This is a genomic window from Photobacterium sp. R1 (assembly GCF_054600795.1).
This window is the reverse complement of record NZ_BAAHZP010000303.1, coordinates 1-326: the sequence shown is the minus strand read 5'-3', so window position 1 is coordinate 326 and position 326 is coordinate 1. Positions and strand designations below refer to the sequence as shown.

Below are 326 nucleotides of genomic sequence, written 5' to 3'. Positions count from 1 at the left end.
TTGCGCATTGGCAGGGTGTTACCTACTTTGATCGCAGCATCTGAACCAGACTGGATAGTATCACCAGCTTGGATGCCTTTTGGTGCAATGATGTAACGACGCTCACCATCTGCGTAAAGAACCAGAGCGATGTTTGCGCTACGGTTTGGATCGTATTCCAGACGCTCAACTTTCGCTGGGATACCATCTTTATTACGCTTAAAGTCAATCAGACGGTAATGTTGTTTGTTACCACCACCGATGTGACGAACAGTAATACGACCGTTATTGTTACGACCACCAGTCTTAGAGTTTTTCTCTAGAAGTGGTGCATACGGCTTACCCTT

The 326-nt window shown here is 46.0% G+C and carries 1 pseudogene; it reads right to left on the bottom strand.

Going from position 1 to position 326, the window contains the following annotated elements:
- Nucleotides 1-326: pseudogene (locus ACYP03_RS25155) on the bottom strand (50S ribosomal protein L2); the annotation flags it as partial.